This window comes from Variovorax durovernensis, from assembly GCF_977011995.1.
In genome coordinates this window covers 6,703,030-6,727,907 of record NZ_CDRNCW010000001.1, presented here as the reverse complement: position 1 = coordinate 6,727,907, position 24,878 = coordinate 6,703,030, and the positions used below count along the sequence as shown (strand labels likewise).

Below are 24,878 nucleotides of genomic sequence, written 5' to 3'. Positions count from 1 at the left end.
CCCCGGACTGGCCGCCCCGTAAAATCGGCCGATGAGCTCCCGTCCCGTCCCGGCCCCCGTGGTCGACCCCGAAGCGATCCTCTCCCGGGCACGCATCACTTTCGACATCGAAGCCGAAGCCGTCTCCGGCCTGAAGGCCCGCGTCGGGCCGAGCTTCGTCGACGCCGTGCGCAAGATCCTCGAAGTGCGCGGCCGCGTGGTCGTCATGGGCATGGGCAAGAGCGGCCACGTCGGCCGCAAGATCGCCGCCACCCTCGCTTCCACCGGCACGCCCGCGATGTTCGTGCACCCGGCCGAGGCCAGCCACGGCGATCTCGGAATGATCAAGTCGGTCGACCTGGTGCTGGCCATCTCCAACAGCGGCGAGGTCGACGAGCTCACCGTCATCCTGCCGGTCGTCAAGCGCCAGGGCGTGCCCCTGATCGCCATGACCGGCCGTCCCGAATCCACCCTTGCGCGCCATGCCGACATCGTGATCGACGCCGGCGTGTCCAAGGAAGCCTGCCCGCTCAACCTCGCCCCCACCGCGAGCACCACCGCCCAGATGGCGATGGGCGACGCGCTGGCCGTGGCGCTGCTCGACGCGCGCGGCTTCGGCTCGGAAGACTTCGCGCGCTCGCATCCGGGCGGCGCGCTCGGGCGCAAGCTGCTCACCCACGTGAGCGACGTCATGCGCTCCGGCGACGAGGTGCCGCGCGTGCCGCCGTCGGCCACCATCAGCGAGCTGATGCGCGCGATGAGCATCAAGGGCTTCGGCGCCGCCGCGGTGGTCGAGCCCGACGGCCGCGCCTCGGGCATATTCACCGACGGCGACCTGCGCCGCCTGATCGAAGCCGGCGCCGACCTGCGCAGCCCCAAGGCGGCCGACGTGATGCATCACAACCCCCGCACCATCCGCGTCGACGCGCTGGCCGTGGAAGCCGCCGAGCTGATGGAGCAGTGCGGCATCACCCGGCTGTTCGTGATCGACGGCGCGGGCGTGGTCGTGGGTGCGATCAACACCAACGACCTGATGCGCGCGAAGGTCATCTGATGGCGCTCGAGTTCCAGGCCGAGACCTTGCTCGCCGCGCAGGACGTGCGCATCGTTTTCTTCGACATCGACGGCGTGCTGACCGATGGCGGCGTGTACTTCACCGAACACGGCGAAACGCTCAAGCGTTTCAGCATCCTCGACGGCTACGGCCTCAAGCTGCTGCGCAGGGCGGGCATCGTGCCGGCAGTGATCACCGGGCGCGATTCCAAGCCGCTGCGCGTGCGGCTCGAGGCGCTGGGCATCGAGCATGTGCGCTACGGCACCGAAGACAAGCTGCCCGCCGCGCAGGCCATGCTCGACCAGCTGGGCTTCAAATGGGCGCAGGCTGCGGCCATCGGCGACGACTGGCCCGACCTGCCGGTGCTCACGCGCGTCGGCTTTGCGGCGGCGCCGGCCAACGCGCATGCCGAGGTGCGCGGCATTGCCCGCTACGTCACACAGGCGCGCGGCGGCGAAGGCGCGGCGCGCGAATTCTGCGACCTGCTTCTCACCGCCTGCGGCCAGTACCGCGCCATGCTCGACGCTGCCCGGGGCCCGAACACATGAACAACGTGAAACGCGCATGGGGCCTGGTGCGCGACGTCCTCGACCGCGCCACGATCTACCTGCCGATCATCCTGACGGCGGCCGTCGCGCTCGGCACCTACTGGCTGGTGCGCAATGCGCCCAAGCTGCTTGAGCCCACCGCCAAGGCCGCGCCCACGCATGAGCCCGACTACTTCATGCGCGACTTCGTCATCAAGAACTTCCTGCCGAACGGCGACCTGCGCAGCGAGCTGTATGGCGTCGAAGGCCGGCACTATCCCGATACCGACACCATCGAGGTCGACAAGGTGCGCATGCGCTCCATCTCGCCCGAGGGGCTGGTGACGCGCTCCACCGCCAACCGCGGGCTGTCGAATTCGGACGGCAGCGAGCTGCAGCTGTTCGGCAACGCGATCGTCATCCGCGACCCGTCGGTGGGTCCCGATGGCAAGCCCACGCCGCGCCTGGAGTTCCGCGGCGAGTTCCTGCACGCCTTCGTCGACACCGAGCGCGTCACGTCGAACCAGCCGGTCACGCTGATCCGCGACAAGGACCAGTTCACCGGTGACACGCTCGACTACGACAACCTGAGCGGCGTCGCCAACCTCAAGGGACGGGTGCGCGGCGTGCTGATTCCGTCGGCCGCCGCCGCCGCTCCCGCGCCTGCCAAGAAGCGCTGACAACGAGAAGACCCCGAAAGATCACGCATGACCACCTCGGCCCCGCTCGTCTTCATTACCGGCGCGTCGAGCGGTATCGGCCAGGCCCTGGCCGCGAGCTTCTATGACGCAGGGTATCGGCTGGCGCTGGTGGCCCGGCGCACGGCGGAGATCGAAGCCTGGGCGAAGTCGCGCGGGCTGAGCGCGGACCGCTACCGGGTCTACAACGCCGACGTGGCGCAGACCGACAGCATCGTGGCCGCCGGCAATGACTGCATCGCGCAGCAGGGGCTGCCCGACGTGGTGATCGCCAATGCGGGCATCAGCATCGGCATCGACACCGCGGAGCGCTCGGACCTCGACGTGCTCTCGCAGACCTTCGCCACCAACAACGTCGGGCTGGCTGCAACCTTCCATCCTTTCGTGCGGGCGATGGTGCAACGCGGCAGCGGGCGGCTGGTCGGCATCGGCAGTGTTGCATCCATCCGCGGCCTGCCGGGCCACGGGGCGTACTGCGCGAGCAAGGCCGGAGTGGTCGCGTACTGTGAGAGCCTGCGTGGCGAGCTGCACAACAGCGGTGTGAAGGTGGTCACGCTCTGCCCCGGCTACATCGACACGCCGTTGACGCAGGGCAACCGCTACGGCATGCCCTTCCTCATGAAGGCCGAGGACTTTGCCGCCCAGGCGCTGCGTGCCATCGAGTCCGGCACGAGCTACCGCGTGATTCCGTGGCAGATGGGCGTGGTCGCCAAGATCATGCGCATGCTGCCGAATGCCGTACTCGACCGCGCGGTGCAGGGGCGCGGGCGCAAGAAGCGAAGCGGCGAGGCCTGAGCGGGCGCGAAGAAAAGCGTGCGGCCAAAGAAAAAGGCTCCGGAAGGAGCCTTTTGTGTTTTTTGTGCTTCGAGGTGCAGGGCTCAGTAGCCGCTGTTGCCGCCGCCGCCGTAGCCACCGCCACCACCGCCGCTGCGACCACCGCCGCCACCGCCACGGGGGCCGGCGCCGTAGGGGCTGCGGAAACCGCCGTCGCCACCACCACCGCCGCCACCACTGCGGCCACCGCCGCCGTAGCCGCCGCCACCGCCGGAGCGGCCACCGCCGCCACCACCACCGTAGCCGCCACCACCGCCGCCGCCGTAGCCACCGCCACCACCGCCGCCATAACCACCACCGCCGCCGCCGTAGCCGCCGCCACCGCTACGCGGGGGACGAGCTTCCATGGGACGTGCTTCGTTGACGACGACGCTGCGGCCGCCCAGGGGCTGGCCGTTCATGCCGTTGATGGCGGCCTGTGCTTCCGCGTCACTGCCCATCTCGACGAAGCCGAAGCCCTTCGAGCGGCCGGTGTCGCGCTCCATCATGACCTTGGCGCTGGTCACTGCGCCGAACTGGCCGAAGGCCTGTTCGAGATCACCGTCGCGCACCGAGTAAGGCAAGTTGCCGACGTACAGTTTGTTGCCCATCAAGGGACTCCTATAAACACATCAAGAAAAGCGATGGAGTCCCGAAAGCATCACTCAAACGAGAGCGTCGAGTCGCGCGAAACTGACCGATCACCGAACTGCCTCCCCACCAAAATGAAGTGGGAGGCTCGTGCATTATGGGTGAAATATTCGAAAAGCAAGCAGGAATTTGCTTCTTGAGGTAGCGCCTGTGAAAACAATCAAAAGCTAGCGCCCGCTTACAGGATCAGGTGAGGCCCTTGGCGCTACAGGTAGAATCTCGCCCGTCATTGGGGAGTAGCCGCCTTCCGATTTGCGAGAGGGGCCCGCGTCAACAGACTTGTCCTGCCCCACAGGACATGGCGCGTGCAGTGAGAAAACACCTGGCGAGACCTTTGACCGTGTAACTTCGGGAATATGGCCGAAGGTGTTGCACGGTCAATTGCGTCCTTCGGCCAAGAAACCCCACGTTCAAAAAATGGAAGCTTTTCTCGTTGCAACCGGCGTAGTTGCGCTCGCCGAAATGGGCGACAAGACCCAACTCCTGGCCCTTCTGCTCGCAGCCCGCTTCAGGAAACCCTGGCCCATCGTCCTCGGCATCTTCGCCGCCACCATCATCAACCACGCTCTGGCAGGTGCCGTGGGCAACTACATCACGCGCTGGCTCGGGCCCGAGGTGCTGCGCTGGATTCTTGGCGGCTCGTTCATCGCGATGGCCGTCTGGATGCTGATTCCAGACAAGCTCGACGACGACGATGCCCCGGGCGTGTCGAAGTTCGGCGTCTTTGGCACCACCGTGATCGCGTTCTTCCTCGCCGAGATGGGCGACAAGACCCAGATCGCCACCGTCATGCTGGCCGCCCGCTTCACGCACGACTATTTCTGGGTGGTCGCGGGCACCACGCTGGGCATGATGCTGGCCAACGCGCCGGTGGTGTGGCTCGGCGAGAAGATCGTGCGGCGCGTGCCGATCAAGCTCGTGCACGGCATCTCCGCCGCGATCTTCCTGGTGCTGGGCGTGATCATGATCATCGGCTGGTAAAAAAGCAGAGCCCCTTCCAGAAACACCGCGGAACCGGCTTCGCCGGGCCGCAGGTGTTGCCCCCGAAGGGGGTTGGCGAAGCGACACGCAGTGCGCGCAGCCTGGGGGATATACTCGTGCTGCGCCGATTTGCTTCAGCTTGCGGGCGCTTTATAAATCCAGCTAAAGACAGGCGCGGCAGACCCGGCTCGTTTTTGGCGAGGCCGGGTTTTTCATTCATGTCGTCGTCACCTCCCTTGGTCGTCACTTCGCAGTCGATGCAGTTCGCAGGCCCGCTGGCCCTGCGCAGCGGCGCATCGATCAGCGACTACACGCTCGCCTACGAAACCTACGGCACCCTGAACGCCGATCGCAGCAATGCGGTGCTGGTGTGCCATGCGCTCAACGCCTCGCACCACGTGGCGGGCGTCTACCAGGGCCAAGTCCGCTCCGAGGGCTGGTGGGACAACATGGTGGGTCCGGGCAAGCCGGTGGACACCGACCGCTTCTTCGTGATCGGCGTCAACAACCTCGGCTCCTGCTTCGGCTCGACCGGCCCGATGCACGTCAACCCCGCCACGGGCCGCGTCTACGGCGCCGACTTCCCGGTGGTCACGGTCGAAGACTGGGTCGACGCCCAGGCCGCCCTGCTCGACGCGCTCGGCATCAAGACGCTCGCTGCCGTCATGGGCGGCAGCCTCGGCGGCATGCAGGCGCTGTCGTGGACCTTGCAGTACCCCGATCGCGTGCGCCACGCCGTGGTGGTGGCCAGCGCGCCCAACCTCACGGCCGAGAACATCGCCTTCAACGAGGTTGCGCGCCGCGCCATCGTCACCGACCCCGACTTCCATGGCGGCCATTTCTACGAGCACGGCGTGGTGCCCAAGCGCGGCCTGCGCATCGCGCGGATGATCGGCCACATCACCTACCTCAGCGACGACGTGATGAACGCGAAGTTCGGCCGCATCCTGCGCAGCGCCGTCGAAGGCGAGGCCGCGGGGCTCGACTACCGCTACTCCACGCAAGACGTCGAGTTCCAGATCGAAAGCTACCTGCGCTACCAGGGCGACAAGTTCAGCGAGTACTTCGACGCCAACACTTACCTGCTCATCACTCGCGCGCTCGACTACTTCGACCCCGCGCGCAGCCACGGCGGCAAGCTCAGCACCGCGTTCGCCAATGCCACGGCCAAGTTCCTGCTCGTGAGCTTCAAGACCGACTGGCGCTTCTCGCCCGCGCGCAGCCGCGAACTCGTGAAGGCGCTGCTCGACAACCGCCGCAACGTGAGCTACGCCGAGATCGACGCGCCGCACGGCCACGACGCCTTCCTGCTCGACGACGTGCGCTACATGGGCGTGGTGCGCTCCTACTTCGAGCGCGTCGCCAAGGAGACGAGCGCCGCCGGGCCGCCCCAAGGCGCGGGCCCCCTGAAGGGGGTTGGCGCAGCACTCGAAGCGGCAAGCCTGGGGGGGAGTACTACTGCATGAGCGACCTCGAACATCAACGATTGATCGCGGAGCTGGTGCCCAAGGGCTCGCGCGTGCTCGACCTCGGCTGCGGCGACGGCGCCCTGCTCGACCTGCTGCAGCGCGAGCGCGGCTGCACCGGCTACGGCGTGGAAATTGCCGACGGCAACGTGCTGCAGTGCGTGCGCCGCGGCGTCGACGTGATCCAGCTCAACCTCGACGAAGGCCTGTCGATGTTCGACGACGCTTCGTTCGACGTGGTGCTGCAGATCGACACGCTGCAGCACCTGCGAAATGCCGAGGTGATGCTGCGCGAGACCGCGCGCGTGGGGCGCATCGGCATAGTCGCCTTTCCCAACTTCGCGCACTGGCCCAACCGCCTGAGCGTGGCGCGCGGCCGCATGCCGGTGACGCGCCGCCTGCCCTACCAGTGGTACGACACGCCCAACATCCGCGTCGGCACCTTCAAGGACTTCGAAGTGCTGGCCGGCAAGAACAATCTGCGCGTGCTCGACGCCTTCGGCCTGCAGGACGGCCGCGACGTGCGCTGGCTGCCGAATGCGCGCGCCGGCACCGCGGTCTTCAAGTTCGAGCGCGGCGGCGGCTGAGCCCCTGATGCACGTGATGGACGTGGACCGCAACGCATGAGCTTCACGCTGGCGCAGCCGGTTCACAGCGAACTGCTCATCAAGAAAAGCCGCTTCATCGGCTGCGTGCAGCCGGTGGCCGACCGCGCGGCTGCACTGGCCGTGGTCGCCTCGTTGCGCGCAGAGCATCCCGCCGCGGCGCACGTGTGCTGGGCCTTGATGGCAGGTGGCCAGTCGGCCGCGAACGACGACGGCGAGCCCGGTGGCACCGCGGGACGGCCGATGCTGGAGGTGCTGCGCCACCAGCAGGTCGAAGGCGCGCTCGCGACCGTGGTGCGCTATTTCGGCGGCGTGAAGCTCGGTGCCGGCGGCCTCGTGCGGGCCTACACGGACGCGGTGGCGCAAGCCCTGCTCGGCGCCACGCTCGTGCCGCTGCTGCGCCAGCGCAGCCTGCGATGCATCGTGCCCTACGCGCTCGAAGGGCTGGTGCGGCGTGAACTCGCCTCGGCCGGCGCGGTGCTCGAGAGCGTGCAGCACGGCGACGACGTGCGCTTCGTCTTCACGCTCCCCGAGCCTGATGCCGATGCGTTCATCGCCCGCCTCGGCGATGCTGCGCAAGGGCGCGTCGCCTGGCCGACGGAGTAATCCGCTTCGCCGGCACCGCAGGCGCGGACGCGGGCTCGGGCGCCGTCATCGCAAGAACACCGCGTTGCGCCACAGGCACGGGCACAGCTTCGTCGTTCGGCCCGCGCCGTGCCATTTCTGCCGTCACGATGCCCGTGGGCACCGCCAGCACGCCCCAGCCCAGCAGCATCATCACCGAGGCGATCGCGCGGCCCAGGTCGGTCTTGGGCACGAGGTCGCCGAAGCCCACGGTGGCCATCGTCGAGATGGCCCAGTAGATGGCCACCGGAATGCTCGTGAAGCCGTGCTCGGGCCCTTCGACCACGTACATCAGCGTGCCCATCACCAGCACCACCAGCATCACGAAGCCGACGAACACGGTGATCTTGCGCCGGCTCGACGCCACGGCCATCACCAGCGCGCGGTACTCCACCGAGTAGCGCGACAGCTTGAAGATGCGGAACACGCGCAAGAGGCGCAGGATGCGCACGTCGATCAGGTAGGCCAGTTCGGGCGCGAGGGCCACCAGGAAGGTCGGCAGCAGCGCGAGCAGGTCGATCACGCCGTAGAAGCTCAGCGCATAGCGCAGCGGCTTGTTCACGCAGCACAGCCGCGCGATGTACTCCAGCGTGAACAGGATGGTGAACACCCATTCGAGCGCGTTGAACACCGGGCGCCAGTGCTCGCGGATCGACTGCACGCTGTCCAGGATCACCACCAGCACGCTGGTGACGATGACCGCGATCAGCGCAAGGTCGAACCACAGCCCCGCGCGCGTGTCGGCCTCGAAGATCACCGTGAACAGCGTGCGCCGCCAGCCGTGCGAGGGCTTGTCGAACCGCGAGTCGGTGGCGGCGGGCGTGGAGAGGGCTTCGAGATTCGGGCGGGTCATGCGGGCCATTGTCGTGTCGGTGACGACTTATTCAGTTACGCTTCTTGCGCAATGAAGTGCCGCATGCCGTGAGTGCGTTCTTACGATAGTCCCCTTTCTTGAGGAGCTCCCCATTGGCTACACAGTCCCCCTTCTTCGGCAAGCGTGACCGAGACAACGACTCGCTGACTTCCCGCCCCGCTCCGCTCGTCGGCGCAGCCACCAACCTCTCCGGTTCCCCCGTCAATCCCTCGTCGCTGACCGCCCAGCAAGGCGGCCTCAATGCAGCGGCGGCGGCCCCCGTCGCCAAGGAAGGCGGAAGCAAGCTCACCGTCGGCCCCAACATCAAGCTCAAGGGCGTCGAGATCACCGATTGCGACACGCTCGTGGTCGAAGGCCTGGTCGAGGCCACCATGGATTCGCGCCTGATGCAGATCGCCGAACAGGGCGAGTTCAAGGGCTCGGCCGAAATAGACATCGCCGAAATCCGCGGCGTGTTCGACGGCAACCTCACCGTGCGCGAGAAGCTCGTCATCCACTCCACCGGCAAGGTCACCGGCAAGATCCGCTACGGCAAGATCGTGATCGAAGAAGGCGGCCAGCTGTCGGGCGAGATCAGCTTCGGCGCCAAGGGCTGACGCAGTCTCTGGTTCATCCCGCGCCGCCCGGCTTCACGCAGCCGGCGGCTCCCACCCCAGGCGCTCCAGCAGGGCACCGGCCGCGGCCGGTGCCCTTTCCTTCGCGCCGTTGATGAAGTAGACGAACACGTCGCGCTTCTTCGGTGATTCGGCCCAGCCCTGCGCGCGCTCGGCCCAGGTGTCCAGCGCCTTCGGCGCATAGCCGGCCTTGAGCTTGGCGTCGGCCATCATGAGCCGCGCATAGGCGAAGTCGCCCTCGGGCTCCTCGAACGACGGAAACTTCTCGGCGTCGGTGAACACCGTCGACACCTTGTGCTTCTTCGCGAGCGCCTTGTACGCGGGCACCATGAAGCTCTCGTGCCGCACGTCCATCACGTGGCGCAGCACGCGGCTGCCTTCCTTCTTCGGCAGCAATGAGAGGAAGGCCTCGAAGTCTTCCGCATCGAACTGCTTGGTCGGCATGAACTGCCACACGATCGGGCCCAGCTTGTCGCCCAGCTCGGCCACGCCGCTGTCTATGAAGCGCTTGATCGAGTCGCCCGCGCCCGAAAGCAGCTTGCGGTTGGTCGCGAAGCGCGAGGCCTTGAGCGAGAACATGAAGTCGGCCGGCGTGTCGTCGTGCCACTTCCGGAAGGTCTCGGGCTTGAAGGTGCTGTACTAGGTGCCGTTGATCTCGATGGAGCTGACCTTGCGGCTCGCGTAGTTCAACTCTTTCGCGTGCGCGAGCCCCTTGGGGTAGAAGTTGTCGCGCCAGGGTTCGTAGGTCCAGCCGCCAATACCCACCTTGATATCTACCTTGATCCGAGTCGATGCTGACTTGCTCACATGGCCTCCGGTTTGAGATCGCCCGCACTCTACGCGCGCTCGCCTCAAGGCGCAAAATGCGTCTTTTCGTCCACCCGCGGAGAACCCACCGATGAACGCCCCCCTGCACCGCGAAATGCCCGCCGGCACGCTCGACGCCGAGCGTGCCCTGTCCGACGTCACCGCCCGATGGGACGGCGACATCGTCAAGCAACTCACCGACTACATCGCCATTCCCTCCAAGTCGCCCGGCTTCGACAAGGACTGGGCCGCCAACGGCTACCTCGAGACCGTGCTGCGCAACGCCGCCGCCTGGGTCGAGGCGCAGAAGGTCGAGGGCCTGAAGCTCGAGATCGTGCGGCTCGAGGGCCGCACGCCGGTGCTGTTCTTCGAAGTGCCGGCCACGGGCACCGACATGGACGAGACCGTGCTCATGTACGGCCACCTCGACAAGCAGCCCGAGTTCACCGGCTGGCGCAACGACCTCGGCCCCTGGACGCCCAAGTACGAGAACGGCCTGCTCTACGGCCGCGGCGGCGCCGACGACGGCTATGCGGTTTACGCCAGCGTCGCCGCGCTGCAGGCGCTCAAGGCGCAGGGCGTGGCGCATCCGCGCATCGTCGGCCTGATCGAGACCTGCGAGGAAAGCGGCTCCTACGACCTGCTGCCCTACGTCGACGCGCTGCGTCCGCGCCTGGGCAACGTCGAGCTGGTGATCTGCCTGGATTCCGGCGCCGGCAACTACGACCAGCTCTGGCTCACCACCTCGCTGCGCGGCATGGCCAGCGGCACGCTCAAGGTCGAGGTGCTGACCGAAGGCATCCACTCGGGCGACGCCTCGGGCCTCGTGCCCTCGAGCTTCCGCATCATGCGGCAGGTGCTCGACCGCCTCGAGGACAGCGCCACCGGCCGCCTGCTGCCCGCGAGCTTCCATTGCGAAGTGCCGCCCGACCGGCTGGCGCAGGCCAAGGCCACCGCCGCCATCCTGGGCGATGAGGTCTACAAGCGCTTCCCGTGGGCGCACTACGACTGCGGCGGCTCGACCATGTTCGCGCTGCCCACCACCACCGACCCGGTCGAGGCCCTGCTCAACCGCACTTGGAAGCCCACGCTGTCGGTCACCGGCGCCGAAGGCTTCCCGGCGCTGAAGGACGCGGGCAACGTGCTGCGCCCCTACACCGCATTCAAGCTCTCGCTGCGCCTGCCGCCGCTGGTGGATGCGGCCGAGACGGTGCAGACGCTCAAGGCCCTGCTCGAGGACAACGCGCCCTACCAGGCCCGCGTGACCTTCGAGAGCGGCGGCGGCGCCACCGGCTGGAACGCCCCGACCATCACGCCGTGGTTCGAGGATGCGCTCAACAAGGCCTCGCGCGCGCACTTCGGCGCATCGTGCGGCTACATCGGCCAGGGCGGCACCATTCCGCTGATGAACATGCTCAGTGCCGGCTTCCCGAAGGCGCAGATGATGGTCTGCGGCGTGCTCGGCCCCAAGAGCAACGCACACGGCCCGAACGAATTCCTGCACGTGCCGTACGCGAAGAAGCTCACGGCCGCCGTGGCCGAAGTGATTGCGGCACTCCCGGCTGCGCACCGCGCCGCCGCATCGGAGCCGGTGGCGGCTTGAACGACCCGGCGCTGCCTCTGCCGCAGCGCGTGTCGCTGTCCACGCCGGACGGCGAGACGCTCGCTCTGCGCCGCCTGCCGGCGCCAGGGCCGGCGCGTGCCGTGATCGTCGTGGTCCACGGGCTCGGCGAGCATGCGGGCCGTTACCACGCGCTGGCGGAATGCCTGCACGAATGGGGCTTCGCGGTGTGGGCGCATGACCACCACGGGCACGGCGAGTCCACCGGTGCGCGCGGCGGCCTGCCGAGCGAGCTGCGGCTGGTCGACGACCTCGCGCTGGTGATCGACGATGCGCGCCGCCTGAACCCCGGGCTGCCGCTGGTGCTGCTGGGGCACAGCCTGGGCGGGCTGGTCGCGGCGAACCTGGTGGCGCGCGGGGTGCGGCCGGTCGACGGGCTGGTGCTGTCCTCGCCGGGGCTCGACCCCGGCCTGAGCGGCTTCCAGAAGGCGCTGCTCGCGGTGCTGCCGCGCATTGCGCCGAACCTGCGCGTGGGCAACGGCCTGGACGACAACTACCTCTCGCACGACACGGCCGTGGTGCAGGCCTACCGCGACGATCCGCTCACGCACGACCGCATCGGCGGCCGGCTCGCGCGCTTCCTGGCGTACGAGGGCGCGACGGTGCAGCAGCGCGCTGCGAACTGGCCCGTGCCTACGTTGCTGCTCTACGCGGGCGACGACCGCCTCGTGAGGCCGTCGGCCAGCCGGGCCTTCGCCGCGGCTGCGGCGGGCGGCAGGGTCGAGGCGCATTGCTTCGACACGCTGTACCACGAGATCTTCAACGAGCTCGAAGCCGAACCGGTCTTCGCGGCCCTGCAGCGCTGGCTCAACCAGCGTTTTCCGCCGCGGGCCTGACGGCACGCTGCAGGTCGCGTTCGACCTCGCTGAAATCGACCGGCGACAAATCGCCCAGCATGCTGCCGTCGGCGCCGTCGAGCGCCACGGACTGCACGGTCTGCAGCTCGGCGCCGTCGGGGCTGTCCTGCACGAACCAGCCGACGGCCAGCCGCAGGCGGATGCGGCGCCCGCCGGGCACTGGCTTGCCGAAGCTGCCGACCATGCCGCCTTCGCCCACCTCGCGCAGCCAGCCGCGCTGTTCCAGGCCCAGGAGCGCACCATTCGACACCTGGCGGCCAGCCCAGTGCGGGATGTCGCGGCGCGCGCGCAGCGATTCGTCGCGCGCGAAGGTCTGGCGCGCCAGTTGCTCGAAGGGCTGCGCGATACCGTGGCCGGCCAGCACGCCGGTCCAGGCGGAGGCCAGTGATGGGTCGAGCCCCGCGATCTCCAGCGGATGCGGAATGCCGATGCGCGCGTTGCCGGCCAGCATGACCGGGGCGCCGTGCAGATCCGTCAGCTCGCCCTCGGCGCCGACGCGGAAGGTGCCGGCCAGCCGGTTCGACGCATCGAACAAGCCCCACACCAGCGACCGGCTGAAGACGCGCAGCACCGGGTGGTTGGCGAAGAAGGGCAGGAATTCGGCGGGCGCCCAGCGGCGCCGCGCGCACATCGAGGCTTCGAGGCGCCGCACCTGCGCGGTGGACACGGCCTTGGCGAGCTTGCGCAGGTCTTTCAACTGATTGGTTGCCGCGGCGGCCTTGCCCGCGTCGTCGTTCGCGCCGGGCTTGGGCAGGGTCTTGAGCATCTTGCCGGTGCGGTTGTGCACCACCGGCTCGAAGTTGTGGTCCATGCGTATTTCGAAGCTGCGCGGGCCGAAGTCGAGCGTGAGCCGCGCGCGGCTGTCCAGGCCCAGGTCGGGCACGGTGCGATCGGCCAGTTGGTCGAGGCTCAGGCCGCGCTGCTCGGCCACCTCGCCCAGCATGCGGTCGGCGCGGGTGCGCAGGTCGTCGTGGCGGGTCTGGCGCGAGAGTTCGGCCAGGTGCATCAGGGCGGCGTCGCTGCCGATCTCGCCGAGCATCGCCATCGCGTCGTAGGCGCGCACGCGGTCGAGTGCAGCGCGCCACTGGCGCAGCAGTCCGTAGAGCTGGCGCGCGGTCTCGCCGTCGCCCAGGCGGCCCTGCAGCGCGAACATCCAGCGCTCCTTGGCGGGGCGGCCATTGCCGATCCACCAGGCCAGCAGCGCACGGCCAAAACGCCCGAGCGAGTCGGGCGTGAGCGCCTCCAGCAGGCCGGCCAGCCCCGGATAGGGCATGTCGGGCTTGCCGAGCATCATCGCCATCAGCACGTCGGGCACGGCGGCCTGGGGCAATGCCTGGCCGCCCTGCCGCAAGATCAGCCGGGGCAGCATGGCCAGCGGCAGGGTCTTCGGTAGCACGGGCAGGCTGTCGGGCAGCAGGTCTTCAGGGGCGATGGCCAGCAGCTGTGCCACGGCATCGGCGGCCTCGGGGCCGTAGGCGGCGGCCTGGTCGCGCACCGCGTCGGCATGGCCGGCGCCGTGGAGCCAGCGCAGCGCGGCCTGCGCGGCTTCATGCGCGGCGCCGGGCTCGCCCAGCGCAATGGGCACGAGGCCGCGCGCGGCCGCCTGCGGGTAGCGCGCCAGCCACTCGCTCGCCTCGTGGCGGACCCAGCGGTTGGTGTGGAAACCCCTGGCGATCCAGCCCGCGAGCGGGTCCCATTCGATGACGGCGGCCAGCTCGAACATCGCGCGCGAGCCCTGCTTGAGCACGCGCTGCAGCCCCGGCAGCGCGGCGGCGCCGAACGCATGCAGGATGGGCCGCACGCGCGAGACGTCGTCCATGTAGTGGGTGGGCGCGGGTCCGTGCGTGAACACCGCGACGGCCAGCGGCTGCGGCAGCAGCCAGAGGTATTCGGCGGCGCCCCAGCGGGCGTCGGGCAGCGGGCCGAAGTCTTCCGGCGCGACCTCTCTGCCGTTCACCACGCCGTCGATCAGCTCGGGGCGCAGGCCCAGCATCCACAGGGCCTTGTGCGCGTTGCTGCCTTCGCGCACATGTGCCGGCGCGTCGGGCTGGTGGCGGGTGAACTCGCCGGCCCATTCGTCAGCGCGCTCGCGTGAGACGCGGACCTCGCGCGCCAGCCAGTCGGACACGTCGCCCGTGGCCTGCAGGTATTGCGGCGGCTGCAGGTGCTGCCAGTGCAGCGACGCGGCCGGCGGCAGGGGCTGCAGCGCCAGGACGGGGATGACGGGCAGCGCCTGGCGGTTCTTCCAGGGCGGGCGCCTCAGCAGCGCGGGCCAGGCGGCCGGCGGCGCTTCTGCCACGCCGCCGGAGCCGTCTTCCTGCAGGCGCGCGAGTGTGTTGCGCTGGCTCTCGTCGCAGGCGGCTTCGAGCGGGGCTTGCCAGTCGGGGTTGGCGGCCAGCAGTTCCAGGATCAGCGCGGCACCGGCCTGGTGGCGCGCGGGGTTCGCCGACAGCAGCTCGCGCAGCACGAACAGCGGCCAGCGCGCCGCCTGCTTGATCAGTGCGTTCTTGCAATCGATCTGCTTGACCTGCGCCACGAAGAAGCGGACCACGGCCTCGTCCTGGATGGCCAGCAGGTCGGCCACTTCTTCCTTGTGCGGGGACGGCTCGAAGAACAGCTCGGCCGCTCCGGTGCCGTGCATCTCGAGCATGCGCAGCCGGGCCGCGCGCGGAGGGTAGAAGCTGGAACGGTGGCGGCGGAAGAAATCGAGGCTGTCGGCCAGGCTGCGTTCATCAGACAGCAGGCCGCCGCAATGGCCGCAGGGCCGGTCGTTGAACTGCGCGAGCGCCTCGCGCATGCTCTTGGACCACCGGACGGTGCCATCGGGTCGTGCTTGCGAACCCTCTACCTTCGATTTGCCACCGCCCGCCATGCCGTCTTACCTCGAATTGATGCGAGCGGCATTGTCGGCCAAGGCCGCTGGAGGCGAAAAAAGGCGAAAAAAAGCGCCCTTGCGGGCGCCGAGTCTGGAGACGGCAGTCTCTCAGGACTGCTTGCCTTGCAACAGGCCGCTGAGCGAGCCCAGCAGGTCTTCGTGGTTGCCGAGCCCCTGCTCCGGCACCTTGCCGTGCGGCGTGAGTTGGTCGATCAGGGCCGGCAGCATGGTCGCGAGCATCGGCAGCAGCGTTTGCGCGTTGACGCCCAGCTTGGAGGCGATGTTCGCGATGGTGTCGCTGCCCAGCGCGTTCTGCAGCTGGTCGCCCGTGACCGGCTGGTTCTCTCCCTTGCCGATCCATGAGCCGATGACGTTGCCGAGGCCGGCCTGCTCGAACTTAGAGACCAGCCCGCCGATGCCGCCCTGCTCTCCGTTGTTGGCGAGCAGGCCGCCCAGCGCACCGGCAAGCCCGCCGAGATCGCCCAGCCCTCCGAGGCCGCCGCCTTGTTGCGGCTGCTGCTGCGCAGCGCCCCCTAGCACTTGACCGAGTACCGAATCGAGCAATCCCATGGCCGTTTCCTTGGTGTGTGACAGAACCGTGAGCATTGTTAAATGCCGCGGACCCTAAGCTGAAAGTTGCACTTCCACTTTCGAACTGGCAGCGTGACAAATTACTTGGTACGCACCGCCCGTTTGGGCAGCAGCGGGGCGCTGACACCCTGCACGCCCACCAGCCCGAGCACGGTGGCGAGCGAATTCTGCGCGCCTTTCCATGCATCTGTCATGTCAATGGACTCGCTCAGCGAATGGAATCCCGACGCCCTGCCGCCCCCGCCGACGATGATGGCCGGGACGCCCAGCGAGATCGGCACGTTGGCGTCGGTGCTGCCGCCGCGCAGCAGCGTCTTGTGGCCGAAGGCCGCGTTCGAGCGCACCGCGGCCTCGACGATGACCGAGTCGGGCGGCGTGCGACCGCCGGGGCGATCGCCGATGAGCTTGACGCTTGCGCTCAGCGTGCTCACGTTCCAGCGCCGGTTTTCTTCCACCACGGCTTCGTCGACAGCCGCGAGGATCTTCTTCTCGGTCTCCAGCAATGAGGCCATGTCGTCCGAGCGAATGTCGATGGCCATGCGCGCGTCGGGCGCGATGGTGTTGACCGAGGTGCCGCCGCCGACCGTGCCGACCGTGAAGGTGGTCTTGGGGAAGCTCGGCGTGCGCACGTCGGCGATCTTGGCGATGGCGCGCCCCATGCCGTGGATGGCGCTGGGCACCTGGCCGAACGCGCCGAAGCTGTGGCCGCCCGGGCCCTGGAACGTGACTTCCCAGCGGTGGCTCGCGGTGCCCAGTATCAGCACACTGCCCGGCCCCGAAGGCTCCAGCCCCACCATGCCGTCGATGTCGAGGTGGTCGCGGAAGATCGCCTTCATGCCGCGCAGGTTGCCCAGTTCTTCCTCGCCGACGTTGGCGACGAACATGAGGTCGCCCACGGTCTGGATCTTGTTGTCGTTCAGTACCTTGAGCCACGACAGAAGCACGGCCAGGCCACGCGTGTCGTCCGCGATGCCGGGGGCGTGGAGGCGGCCTTCGTGCTCCTTCACCTTCACGTCGGTGCCGGCGGGGAACACCGTGTCGAGGTGGGCCGAAATCAGCAGCTTCGGCCCGTTGCCCGTGCCCTTGCGCAGGCCGACCACGTTGCCTTCGGCGTCGATCCTTGCCTGGGTCAGGCCCAGCGCCTTCATGCGGGCCAGGAAGGCTTCGGCGCGCTTCTGCTCCTTGAAGGGCGGGGCTTCGATTTCGGTGAGCGCCTTCAGGTCCTCGATCGAGCGCTCATGGTCGGCCTTCACCGACTCCATCAGCTTCTGGATGCGGGGCGAGGCCATCAGCTGCGCATAGGCTTTGTCGACCTCGGGACCGACGACCACCTGCGCCTGCACAGCGGGCGGATTCTGGGCCTGGGCGCCCTGCGCCGCACAAAGGGCGGCAAGCACTGGAAAGGCGAAAAGCAGCGCGCGGGACGGGCGAGGCATGGAAGCAAATGTCCTTCTTTTGTCTTAAAGAAGTAACGATTGTTTCTCAAGTGCTCCGCGTTCGCCTCGCGGAAAACACCGCTTCAACCGACCTGAAGTCAGGCGAGCGACACCAATGCGGCGAGCGCCGCCGTCTCGGCGCGCAGCACGCGCGAACCGAGGGTGATGGGCGCGAAGCCCCGGGCGATGGCCTCCTGCTCTTCGGCACCGCTCAGGCCGCCTTCGGGGCCGCTGAGCACCAGGACGCCCCGGCCGGTGTCGGCCTGCACGGAGGCGATTCCGCGAGTGCCTTCGGCGAGGCTCAGCACGAGGCGCTCGGCGGTATCGGCGTCCTGCTGCTGTTGCGCGCCGATCCAGGCTGAAAAGCTCTGCACCGGATGGATCACAGGCACGCGGTTGCGACCGCACTGCTCGCAGGCGGCGACGGCGATGGCCTCCCAGTGCGCGCGCTTCTTTTCGGCGCGCTCGCCCGACAGGCGCAGCACGCCGTGGGCGGTGGCCAGCGGCTGGATGCTCGACACGCCCAGCTCGGTGGCCTTCTCGACCAGCCAGTCCATGCGCTCGTTGGCCGGCATGCCGACCGCGAGGTGCACGGCGCGCGATGCTTCCCGCTCCACCGGCTGGTGGGCGCCGACCGTCACCGCGACGTCGCTGCGGCCCATGCGCTCGACGGTGGCCGCGTACTCGCCGCCCGCGCCGTCGAACAGCGTGAGCGCGTCGCCGGGCTGCATCCGCAGCACCTGCACATGGCGCGCGGCGCCCGCCGGCAGCGCCAGGCTGGTGCCGGCGGTCAGCGGCACGGAACAGTGAAAACGCGGCATGCTATGAAATCGATAGCTGCGAACGACCGTTGTACGGGCGTCACAGAGTGGTGCTTTTTCAGTTTTCCTTCAGACACGGCCGTAGGCGAAGCCGGTGATGGCCGAAGTGCCCTCGATTTCGTCGATCACCCGCACCAGCGGCGTCAGTTCCATGTAGCGGCCGGCGGTGGCGCGGATGTAGGCGATGAAGCGCGGCGTGTCCGCCAGGTAGCGGGGCTTGCCGTCGCGCAGCGTGATGCGCGCGAAGATGCCGGCCACCTTCAGGTGGCGCTGCAGCCCCATCCATTCGACGGCCCGGTAGAAGGCGCCGAAGTCTTCGTCGACCGGCAGGCCGGCCTTGCGCGCGGCGACCCAGTAGCGGACGGTGATGTCGAGCACGAACTCCTCGTCCCAGCTCAGGAAGGCATCGCGCATCAGGCTGGCGATGTCGTAGGTGATGGGGCCGTAGACCGCATCCTGGAAGTCGAGCACGCCGAGTGCCGTGCCCGAGCCGCCGCCGGGCCGCCCCGAGGCGGCGAGCGCCCCCTCGGGGGGCAGCGAGGACACGCCAGTGCCGAGCGTGGGGGCCACATTCACCATGAGGTTGCGCGGCATGAAGTCGCGGTGCACGTAGACGCTGGGCGACGCGAGATTGCTGTCGACGATCAGCTTGAAGCTGCGCTCCAGGCGCTCCTTGAGCTTGCCCTCGACGGCGATGCCGCGGTGGCGGCCGATGTACCACTCGGGGAACAGGGCGAGTTCGCGCTCCAGCAGCGCCCGGTCATAGGGCGGCAGCACGCCGGGTTTCGAGGCCAGCTGCCAGCGGATGAGGGCGTCGATCGCCTCGTCGTAGAGAGGGCGGCTCGCGTCGGGGCGGGCGGGGTCGAGCACGTCCAGCATGGTCTGGCGGCCCAGGTCGTCGAGCAGCAGGAAGCCGTGGGGCCGGTCCCATTCGAGCACCGTGGGGGCCAGCACGCCGGCCTCTGCCATCAACTGCGCCACCTGCACGAAGGGGTCGCTGTTTTCCTTGTCCGGCGGGGCATCCATCACGATGCGCGTGGGCGCGGCCGGATCGGTGGTGTCGATGCGGAAGTAGCGGCGGAAGCTCGCGTCCACCGAGGCCAGCCGGACCGTGTCCGGCAACAGGCGGTGGGCGGGGACGATGCCGTGCAGCCAGCCCTTGAATACTTCGGCCCGTTTCGGATCCGTCCAGAGAATGGGCTCGGCGGGACTTGGGGCCAATGGGGCCGGGGTCAGGGGTGCTGTCATGGATAATCGATTCTACAAATCCGCCTGGCGCGGCAATCCCGCTCGGCCGGCTTCCGGCCGATACGGGTTGCTGCCGGCCCCTGCAACCCGCCGGCCTGCCGCGCCGTCTCCCCCGACGATTCTTCGTTCCGAACCGATGCCTACGACCCAAAGCCCTCACGCTTGGCACCTTGTGCGCTCGCTGCCCTCCCCCGGAGAGTCGCGGGCTTTCCTCGGAACGGCCGGGCGGGAGGCGTGATGCGCCGACGCACTACCTTGCCGCGCCCGCGGCGCGCCAGCCCGCCGCTGCCGCTGGCCGTGTTGTCCCTGGCGCTGTTCCAGGCGCAGGGCGCTTCCGCCCAGCAGGCCCCCAGCCTCGACGGGCCGCTCACGCTGAAGCGTACGCCGTTGCTGACGGAAGTCATCCCGCCCACCGAGCGTGGCCAGCTGCCCAGCCTGGTCACCGGCGACCGCATTTCCGGCCGCCCCGACCTGGAAACCGTGGTCGAGGGCAACGCCGCCCTGCGGCGCGGCGCGCTCGGCATCACCGCCGACCGCCTCGAGTACTACCAGCCCAACGACCTCGCCAAGGCCACCGGCAACGTGCGGGTCAACCAGGGCGGCAACGTGTATGAAGGGCCGGAGCTGCAGCTCAAGCTCGAGACCTTCGAGGGCTTCTTCAACAACGTGCGCTACCAGTTCCTTGCGAACGAAGCGCACGGCGAGGCGCAGCGCATCGACTTCGTCGACGCCAACGTGTCGGTGGCCCGCCAGGCCACCTACACCACCTGCCGCCGCGAAGACTTCCCCGGCTGGATGCCGGCCTGGCTGCTGACCGCGACCACGCTGACCACCGACACCGAGGAGAACGAGGGCGTCGCCAAGAACGCGCGCCTGAGCTTCATGGGCATCACCACGCCGCCCATTCCCAGTGTGAGCTTTCCGCTGTCCAGCGAGCGCAAGAGCGGCCTGCTGCCGCCGACCGTCGGCATCGACAACACCAACGGCATCGAGATCTCGCAGCCGTACTACTGGAACATCGCACCCAACCGCGACGCGACGATCACGCCGACGATCATGAGCAAGCGCGGCGTCGATTTCAGCAACGAATTCCGCTACCTCGAGAAGGACTACAAGGGCACCGTCCGCCTCGACTTCATGGGCAGCGACCGGCTGGTGGGCCAGCGCTACAACGAACTGCGCAGCACCCAGCTGCAGCAACTGATGAGCGGGCAGATCCAGCCCCAGGCCCTGACGCTCGGCAACGGACCGGGCAGCACCAGGCGCTGGGGCCTGTGGGCCACCCACCACCAGGACTTCGACGCCAAGGCGCTCGGCCTCGATTCGCTGTCGGCCAACATCAGCATCAACCGCGTGAGCGACAACGACTACTGGCGCGACTTCACGCGCACGCCGTCGCTCGCGCAGCGCCAGTTGCCGAACGACGCCTCGCTCAACTGGGCCAAGGGCGACTGGAGCGGCGGCATCCGCGCGCTGCAGTACCAGAACCTGCAGTACAACCTGTCGCCGATCACGCCGGCCTACGACCGGATGCCGCAGATCACCGCCAACTACAACAAGTACGACTGGCACGGCTTCGACGTCTCGCTCAACCTCGACTACACGCATTTCCGGGTCAACACGATCCTGAACGGCCAGCCGGGCTACGACTTCAACCAGCAGTCGCAGCCCGATGGCGACCGTGCGATGGCCGTTGCATCCATCAGCCGGCCGTTCATCACGCCGAACTCCTTCGTCATTCCGAAGCTGATGCTGAATGCGGCCACCTACAACTACTACCTGCCGCAGGCTGACATTCCGAAGCTCACCGTCAACGGCACGCAGTACGTGGGCGGCATTCCCTACAACCCGAACTCGCTGTATTTCTACCCGACCTCCAGCACCCGGACGGTGCCGACCTTCAGCCTCGACAGCGGCCTGATCTTCGAGCGCGACGCCAGCTACTTCGGCCGCGCCTTCCGCCAGACGCTGGAGCCGCGCGCCTACTACGTCTACACGCCGTACCGCAATCAGAACATGCTGCCGAACTACGATTCGGCGGCCAACGACTTCAGCTTCGCGACCATCTACACCGAGAACGCGTTCTCCGGCGGCGACCGGATCTCGGACACCAATGCGCTCACGCTCGGCGTGACCTCCCGCCTGATCGATCCGGCCACCGGCGTCGAAGCGGCGCGCTTCGGCATCGCGCAGCGCCTTCGCTTCAGCGACCAGAACGTGGTGCTGCCCGGTGGCACTCCCGTGACCGGCCGCGCGAGCGACCTGCTGATCGGCGGCCAGATCAACTGGACGCCGAAGTGGAGCGTGGACACCCTCGTCCAGTACAACCCCGACACGCGCAAGTCCGAGCGCTCCGCCATCAGCGCCCGGTACAACCCCGAGCCGTATCACAACCTCAGTGCCGCCTTCCGCTACCAGGCGCCGACCACGCCCACCGCAACCGACGGCAGCAAGTCGTTCGACGTGGGCTGGCAGTGGCCGATCAACGACCTGTGGGGCGACAAGGGCAAGAACCTGGGCCCCGGCAAGGGCCAGGGCGGCGGACGCTGGTATGCGGTCGGCCGCCTCAACTACGACCTGGACGGCAAGAAGGTCACCGACGGCGTGCTCGGCTTCGAGTACGACGGCTGCTGCTGGATCGGACGCGTGGTGCTCCAGCGCACCACGACCGGCCTGGTGACGGCGAACACCCGCATCATGTTCCAGCTCGAATTTGTCGGCTTCTCCAGCATCGGGTCGAGCCCGATGCAGGCGCTGCGGCAGAACATCCAGCGCTATGAACCCCTGCGCCAACCTGGCGAAGCGCCGAGCCGCTTCACCAACTACGACTGAGACGACTGACTGAGCACGCCATGAAACACATCCGTTCCATCATCACCCTGGGCTGCCTTGCAGCAATGGCCGCAGCGGCAGGCGCGCAAGGCTTCCACTCCGGCATCACGGACATCATGCGCGCCGGCCCGCGCCTGGGCCCGCCGGCGGCCCGCCCCGCGGCGCCCACCACCGCACCGGTGCAGCGCGCGGCCGAATTCATCGTCGCGCTGGTCAATTCGGAGCCGATCACCAACACCGAAGTGCTGACGCGGGTGGATCGCCTCATCAAGGAAAATCCGGACGCCGAACGCGTGCCGCGCAACGAACTCACGCGGCTCGTGCTCGACCGCCTGATCTCCGAGCGCGCCCAGTTGCAGCTGGCCAAGGAAAACGGCATCAAGGTCGACGAAGTGGCGATCGACCAGGCCGAGCAGACGGTGGCGCGCCAGAACGAAATCAGCCTGACCGAGCTGCGCCGCCGCGTGATCGCCGAAGGCCTCACGCAGGCGCAGTTCCGCCGCGACCTGCGCGACCAGCTGCTGCTCACGCGTCTGCGCGACCGCGAAGTCGAGTCGAAGGTCAAGGTCAGCGATGCCGAGGCCGACGAATACCTGATCGACCAGCGCAACGTCGCCGTCAAGAACGTGGCGCTGCAGAACCTGAACCTCGCGCAGGTGCTCGTCGCCGTGCCCGAGACCGCCACCGACGCCCAGGTGGCCGCGGCCCAGAAGAAGGCGCAGGACATCGCCCAGCGCGCCCGCGCCGGCGAAGACTTCGCCAAGCTGGTGCGCGAGAACTCCGATGCGCCCGACCGCGCCAACGGCGGCGCCATCGGCATGCGCAGCGCCGACCGCTATCCGTCGCTGTTCGTCGACGCCACGCAATCGACGGCGGTGAACGGCATTGCCGGGCCGGTGCGCTCGAGCGCCGGCTTCCATGTGCTCAAGGTGCTCGCCAAGGCCCAGATCGGCTCGGGCGACGCGACCGTGACCCAGACGCAGGTGCGCCACATCCTGCTGCTCAACGATCCCAAGCGCACCACGGCGCAGGCGGTCGCGCAGCTGGCCGAATTCAAGCGCCGGGTGCAAGCCGGCACGGCCGACTTCGCCGGGCTGGCCCGCGACAACTCGCAGGACGCCAGCGCCAAGGACGGCGGCGAACTCGGCTGGTCGCGCCCCGGCCAGTTCGTGCCCGAGTTCGAGGAAGCCATGGACCGCCTCGCCCCGGGCGAGATCAGCGATCCGGTGGTGTCGCGCTTTGGCGTGCACCTGATCCAGGTGGAAGGCCGCCGCGACGCCAAGCTGAGCCAGTCCGAGCAGCGCGAAGCCGCGCGTGCCGCGCTGCGCGAAAAGCGTGTCGAAGAAGCCTTCACCACCTGGGTGCAGGAAGTGCGCGCCCGCGCCTACGTCGAATACCGCGATCCGCCGCAGTCCTGATCTGATGGCACATATCGCCAGGAAGCGGTTCGGACAGCATTTCCTGTCCGACGGGGGAATCATCGATGCGATCGTGCGCGAGATCGCGCCGCAGCCCGGCGATGCCATGGTCGAGATCGGACCGGGGCTTGCCGCGCTGACGCAGCCGCTGGTCGAGCGGCTGGGCCGCCTGACGGTGATCGAGCTCGACCGGGACCTCGCCAAGCGCCTGCGCGAGCACGCCCAGCTCGAGGTGATCGAGTCCGACGTGCTGAAGGTCGACTTCGCGGCGCTGGCCGAGCGGTTTCCGGCCAAGCCCCTGCGCGTGGTCGGCAACCTGCCCTACAACATCTCCACGCCCATCCTTTTCCACCTGCTGGGCTATGCCCACCTGGTGGCCGACCAGCACTTCATGCTGCAGAAGGAAGTGATCGACCGCATGGTGGCGAAGCCCGCCACATCGGACTACAGCCGCCTGAGCGTGATGCTGCAGTGGCGCTACAAGATGGAAAACGTGTTGTTCGTGCCGCCCGAGAGCTTCGATCCACCGCCGCGCGTGGACAGCGCCGTGGTGCGGATGGTGCCGCTGGCCACGCCGCCGGCGGTCGATGCCGCGCGGCTGGGCGAGATCGTGCAGGTGGCCTTCAGCCAGCGCCGCAAGCTGCTGCGCCACACGCTCGGCAAGTGGCTGCAGGAACACGGCTTCGAAGGCGAATTCGATGTCCAGCGGCGGGCCGAGGAAGTGCCTGTCGACGAATACGTCGCCCTGGCCCAGGCCGTTGCCCCATGAAAAAAGCCCGCTCAGCGGGCTTTTTTCAATTAGGGCGATGCGCTGTCGCTTGTGTTCAAGCGGCGGCGAGCCAGTAACCCGCATTGAAGGGGCTGCTCATGCGTAGGGCAAGAGGCGAAACGTCGACCAGTTTGTCGGTCGGCATTTTTTCGCCGGCCGGCTCGGTGCTGGCGGCGGCCGCTGCGGTTGCGGTGGTGTTGTTGACGTCGATGCCATCGAGGGTTTCAGCGTTCGGCTGAGCCTCGTTCGCCCGTTCTGCTTGGCTGGTGGATGCAGAACGGGCTACAGAAAAGAATAGAAGCAGCGGAACGGGACCTTGCGGTCGCCCCAGTAGTCCGAGGCATCGCGGAAGATGTCGAGCAGTTGCTCGCGCGCTTCCTTGTCGAACTTGGCGTTGGCCGGAATCTGCTCCAGCACGATGACGAAACCTGGCTGCGGGCCCGATTTATGCAACGGGTCGGTCATGCAGTCGTACAGCGCGTCGAAGTTCTTCCCGAAGTGGGCCGGGAACGTGAACTGCTGTGCGATCAGGTCGAGCACGTCCTGCTTGGTCTGGGCGTTGCCCAGGTTCGCATACAAGAAGTGCTGGCCGGCTGCGTTGGCAGCGTCCTGCAGGTCGTTCACGCGGAACGCGCGGATCGATTGCACGATGTTCGGGCGTACGGCACGAAGGGATAAGGTCATCTCCGCTGGTCTTTCCATAGTCATCATCATTTC

At 68.1% G+C, this 24,878-nt stretch carries 22 protein-coding genes, 1 pseudogene and 1 riboswitch; of the genes and pseudogenes, 14 read left to right on the top strand and 9 right to left on the bottom strand.

Going from position 1 to position 24,878, the window contains the following annotated elements:
• Positions 1-31 precede the first annotated feature (31 nt).
• From ACWV14_RS31975 to ACWV14_RS31960, 4 genes are read left to right on the top strand one after another with little or no spacing between them, the layout of a single operon-like run.
• Positions 32-1,033: a KpsF/GutQ family sugar-phosphate isomerase gene (locus ACWV14_RS31975; protein WP_454905964.1), complete on the top strand. Its 1,002-nt coding sequence runs from the start codon at positions 32-34 to the stop codon at positions 1,031-1,033.
• Positions 1,033-1,581: a KdsC family phosphatase gene (locus tag ACWV14_RS31970; protein WP_454905962.1), complete on the top strand. Its 549-nt coding sequence runs from the start codon at positions 1,033-1,035 to the stop codon at positions 1,579-1,581. The genes ACWV14_RS31975 and ACWV14_RS31970 overlap by 1 nt, the downstream gene beginning before the upstream one ends.
• Positions 1,578-2,240: an LPS export ABC transporter periplasmic protein LptC gene (gene lptC / locus ACWV14_RS31965; RefSeq protein WP_454905960.1), complete on the top strand. Its 663-nt coding sequence runs from the start codon at positions 1,578-1,580 to the stop codon at positions 2,238-2,240. Before ACWV14_RS31970 ends, lptC begins: the two co-directional genes overlap by 4 nt.
• A gap of 27 nt (positions 2,241-2,267) precedes the next feature.
• Entirely contained in the window at positions 2,268-3,053 is a 786-nt protein-coding gene (locus ACWV14_RS31960; RefSeq protein ID WP_454905958.1) for an SDR family oxidoreductase, read from the top strand.
• 83 nt (positions 3,054-3,136) lie between these two features.
• Here ACWV14_RS31960 and ACWV14_RS31955 read toward each other — a convergent pair whose 3' ends face one another.
• Positions 3,137-3,682, bottom strand: a complete 546-nt coding sequence (locus ACWV14_RS31955) for an RNA recognition motif domain-containing protein (RefSeq protein WP_454905956.1) — start codon at positions 3,680-3,682, stop codon at positions 3,137-3,139.
• 259 nt (positions 3,683-3,941) lie between these two features.
• Positions 3,942-4,120: riboswitch (yybP-ykoY riboswitch) on the top strand.
• Positions 4,121-4,139: 19 nt separating this feature from the next.
• Here ACWV14_RS31955 and ACWV14_RS31950 point away from each other — a divergent pair.
• The 4 genes from ACWV14_RS31950 (at position 4,140) to ACWV14_RS31935 (ending at position 7,380) form a co-directional block, all read left to right on the top strand.
• On the top strand, positions 4,140-4,703 hold the full coding sequence (locus ACWV14_RS31950) for a TMEM165/GDT1 family protein (protein ID WP_422084276.1): 564 nt from the start codon (positions 4,140-4,142) through the stop codon (positions 4,701-4,703).
• Positions 4,704-4,921: 218 nt separating this feature from the next.
• Positions 4,922-6,169, top strand: a complete 1,248-nt coding sequence (gene metX, locus ACWV14_RS31945; protein WP_454905954.1) for a homoserine O-succinyltransferase MetX — start codon at positions 4,922-4,924, stop codon at positions 6,167-6,169.
• Entirely contained in the window at positions 6,166-6,756 is a 591-nt protein-coding gene (gene metW, locus ACWV14_RS31940; RefSeq protein ID WP_454905952.1) for a methionine biosynthesis protein MetW, read from the top strand. Before metX ends, metW begins: the two co-directional genes overlap by 4 nt.
• Before the next feature lie 36 nt (positions 6,757-6,792).
• Positions 6,793-7,380, top strand: coding sequence for an IMPACT family protein (locus ACWV14_RS31935; protein WP_422084279.1), 588 nt, complete (start codon positions 6,793-6,795; stop codon positions 7,378-7,380).
• Here ACWV14_RS31935 and ACWV14_RS31930 read toward each other — a convergent pair.
• Positions 7,325-8,251, bottom strand: a complete 927-nt coding sequence (locus tag ACWV14_RS31930) for an ion transporter (RefSeq protein ID WP_454905951.1) — start codon at positions 8,249-8,251, stop codon at positions 7,325-7,327. The two genes, ACWV14_RS31935 and ACWV14_RS31930, sit on opposite strands and share 56 nt — an antisense overlap.
• A gap of 113 nt (positions 8,252-8,364) precedes the next feature.
• On the opposite strand from ACWV14_RS31930, the gene ACWV14_RS31925 reads away from it, so the two are divergent.
• Entirely contained in the window at positions 8,365-8,868 is a 504-nt protein-coding gene (locus ACWV14_RS31925) for a bactofilin family protein (RefSeq protein ID WP_422084281.1), read from the top strand.
• Between the two features lie 33 nt (positions 8,869-8,901).
• Here the strand turns inward: ACWV14_RS31925 and ACWV14_RS31920 are convergent.
• Positions 8,902-9,693, bottom strand: a pseudogene (locus ACWV14_RS31920) (DUF72 domain-containing protein).
• Between the two features lie 91 nt (positions 9,694-9,784).
• On the opposite strand from ACWV14_RS31920, the gene ACWV14_RS31915 reads away from it, so the two are divergent.
• Both ACWV14_RS31915 and ACWV14_RS31910 read left to right on the top strand, forming a co-directional pair.
• A complete protein-coding gene (locus ACWV14_RS31915; protein ID WP_422084283.1) occupies positions 9,785-11,296 on the top strand; it encodes a M20 family metallopeptidase in 1,512 nt (503 codons plus the stop codon).
• Positions 11,293-12,150: an alpha/beta hydrolase gene (locus ACWV14_RS31910; protein ID WP_454905948.1), complete on the top strand. Its 858-nt coding sequence runs from the start codon at positions 11,293-11,295 to the stop codon at positions 12,148-12,150. The genes ACWV14_RS31915 and ACWV14_RS31910 overlap by 4 nt, the downstream gene beginning before the upstream one ends.
• Here ACWV14_RS31910 and ACWV14_RS31905 read toward each other — a convergent pair.
• The 5 genes from ACWV14_RS31905 to ACWV14_RS31885 form a co-directional block, all read right to left on the bottom strand.
• Positions 12,122-14,968: a DUF4132 domain-containing protein gene (locus ACWV14_RS31905; RefSeq protein ID WP_454905946.1), complete on the bottom strand. Its 2,847-nt coding sequence runs from the start codon at positions 14,966-14,968 to the stop codon at positions 12,122-12,124. The genes ACWV14_RS31910 and ACWV14_RS31905 overlap by 29 nt on opposite strands.
• Positions 14,969-15,154: 186 nt before the next feature.
• On the bottom strand, positions 15,155-15,616 hold the full coding sequence (locus ACWV14_RS31900; RefSeq protein WP_422084286.1) for a YidB family protein: 462 nt from the start codon (positions 15,614-15,616) through the stop codon (positions 15,155-15,157).
• 101 nt (positions 15,617-15,717) lie between these two features.
• Positions 15,718-17,073 carry a M20/M25/M40 family metallo-hydrolase gene (locus tag ACWV14_RS31895; protein ID WP_454905944.1) on the bottom strand — a complete coding sequence of 452 codons (1,356 nt, stop codon included), beginning with the start codon at positions 17,071-17,073 and terminating at the stop codon, positions 15,718-15,720.
• Between the two features lie 98 nt (positions 17,074-17,171).
• Positions 17,172-17,894: a 16S rRNA (uracil(1498)-N(3))-methyltransferase gene (locus ACWV14_RS31890; RefSeq protein ID WP_454905942.1), complete on the bottom strand. Its 723-nt coding sequence runs from the start codon at positions 17,892-17,894 to the stop codon at positions 17,172-17,174.
• A gap of 69 nt (positions 17,895-17,963) precedes the next feature.
• Positions 17,964-19,142 (bottom strand): aminoglycoside phosphotransferase family protein, encoded by a 1,179-nt coding sequence (locus tag ACWV14_RS31885; protein WP_454905940.1) that lies wholly within the window; start codon positions 19,140-19,142, stop codon positions 17,964-17,966.
• Positions 19,143-19,379: 237 nt separating this feature from the next.
• On the opposite strand from ACWV14_RS31885, the gene ACWV14_RS31880 reads away from it, so the two are divergent.
• Genes ACWV14_RS31880 through rsmA form a run of 3 tightly spaced genes read left to right on the top strand, consistent with a single transcriptional unit; the run spans position 19,380 to position 24,161 of the window.
• Entirely contained in the window at positions 19,380-21,974 is a 2,595-nt protein-coding gene (locus tag ACWV14_RS31880) for an LPS-assembly protein LptD (RefSeq protein ID WP_454905938.1), read from the top strand.
• A 20-nt stretch (positions 21,975-21,994) separates the two neighbouring features.
• Entirely contained in the window at positions 21,995-23,392 is a 1,398-nt protein-coding gene (locus ACWV14_RS31875) for a peptidylprolyl isomerase (RefSeq protein ID WP_454905936.1), read from the top strand.
• A 4-nt stretch (positions 23,393-23,396) separates the two neighbouring features.
• Complete coding sequence (gene rsmA / locus ACWV14_RS31870) at positions 23,397-24,161, top strand: 16S rRNA (adenine(1518)-N(6)/adenine(1519)-N(6))-dimethyltransferase RsmA (protein ID WP_454905934.1); 765 nt, start codon at positions 23,397-23,399, stop codon at positions 24,159-24,161.
• A 282-nt stretch (positions 24,162-24,443) separates the two neighbouring features.
• On the opposite strand, the gene ACWV14_RS31865 is transcribed toward rsmA, so the two are convergent.
• Positions 24,444-24,869 carry a barstar family protein gene (locus tag ACWV14_RS31865; RefSeq protein ID WP_086011111.1) on the bottom strand — a complete coding sequence of 142 codons (426 nt, stop codon included), beginning with the start codon at positions 24,867-24,869 and terminating at the stop codon, positions 24,444-24,446.
• Between the last annotated feature and the right edge of the window lie 9 nt (positions 24,870-24,878).